Genomic DNA, 1294 nt, shown 5'->3' on the forward strand with positions numbered 1-1294 from the left:
TGTATGACCGGATACATAGGTGACAGATCAGACCGGGAACATAGGTAACACTTTTCAGTCTATCCGGACCACACTCTGGGTTTTCCGGTCGTAGTAAGCAAGCGTTATTCCATTGAAGATGATGGCCTCCAGGCCATCATCTTGTTCTTCCAGCATCACGTGTTCACCTGTCAGGGCTTCACTCAGGAACACCGTTCCCTTTTTACCCATATACAGCGTTCCCCTCGACTTCACCTTATGGACTGTCGCACCTGACGGATAAACGTATTCCGGTACCCTGCCATCCCACTGCCGCTGCGACGGTTCCCACACCCTTCCGGGAGGGACCCCACACAGTGCTTCATGCGGCCTTTCCTGATTAAACTCTTCCCGGTAATTGCTGAACCACTGCTGCTGCTCTTCCATCGTCATGAACGTATTGCCACATTCCACTGCCCTTTTCAGTGAACGGTGCATTCGCTCATGGCGACCATTTTCCTCCGGATGCCCCTTTCTGATGCGCTCCGGCCTGACCCCCAGCTTTATTAGCCAGACCGCGAGACGGCTTAACCCGGCTATTCCTGTTCCGGCAAAAGGCTGTCCGTTGTCTGTTCTGAGCACCTCCGGCAGACCATATTCCAGGAACGCATCCGTCAGGCACGCTCTGACAAACGGCTCGCTCTCCCGGTCCGTTCCACGACAGCTCAGGAGATACCTGCTGTGATTATCCGTCAGCGTGAAGGGATGGCAGTATTCCCGGTTCAGCAACCTGAACTTGCCTTTAAAATCCGCGCTCCAGACCTGATTATTCTCACTGATGGCAGTCAGGGGCTGGCGGTTTCCCGGCGTTCTGCGCCTGCGCTTTTTATCCGGGACCAGGCCTTCGCGCTTGAGGATATCGCCGATAGTGCTGGATGCCGGTACGGCAAAATCGACACCATGATTGAGACACCACATCCGCAGTTTTTTTGGCCCCCAGTCAGGGTGCTTTTGTCGCAGTGCGGTCAGATAACCGACGATATCTTCCGGAACCGTCCGGGAATGGGAGTATGGCGCACGGGAGCGGTCAGAGAGGGAGGAGAGGTCAGTGGGGTCGAAACGTTCAAGCCATTTATAGCCGGTTTTGCGGCTGATGCCGAAGAGACGGCACAGGGCTGAAAAGGATTCCGTACCTGCATGGCAGGCACGGATAAAATCAAGGCGTTGCATAGGTCGGGTCTCAGTCCAGGGCATAGCGAGTCTCCTCTTCTATGCCAGTTATAACTGTTACCCATGTATCCGGTCTAAAGTGTTACCTATGTTTCCGGTTCATACC

At 54.4% G+C, this 1294-nt stretch carries 1 protein-coding gene; it reads right to left on the minus strand.

The features are described from left to right. Positions 1–54 precede the first annotated feature (54 nt). The gene (locus tag ACLGE8_RS22640; RefSeq protein ID WP_411001368.1) at positions 55–1212 is read right to left on the minus strand and encodes a DDE-type integrase/transposase/recombinase; all 1158 of its coding nucleotides are present in this window, start codon (positions 1210–1212) and stop codon (positions 55–57) included. Between the last annotated feature and the right edge of the window lie 82 nt (positions 1213–1294).

The sequence above is a fragment of the Kluyvera sp. 142486 genome (assembly GCF_046569695.1).
In the GTDB taxonomy this organism is placed as follows: Bacteria; Pseudomonadota; Gammaproteobacteria; order Enterobacterales; family Enterobacteriaceae; genus Kluyvera.

Bases quoted from the DNA above. Each gene is read 5' to 3' on its own strand.
- ACLGE8_RS22640 (WP_411001368.1), bottom strand. From the start codon at position 1,212: ATGCCCTGGACTGAGACCCGACCTATGCAACGCCTTGATTTTATCCGT.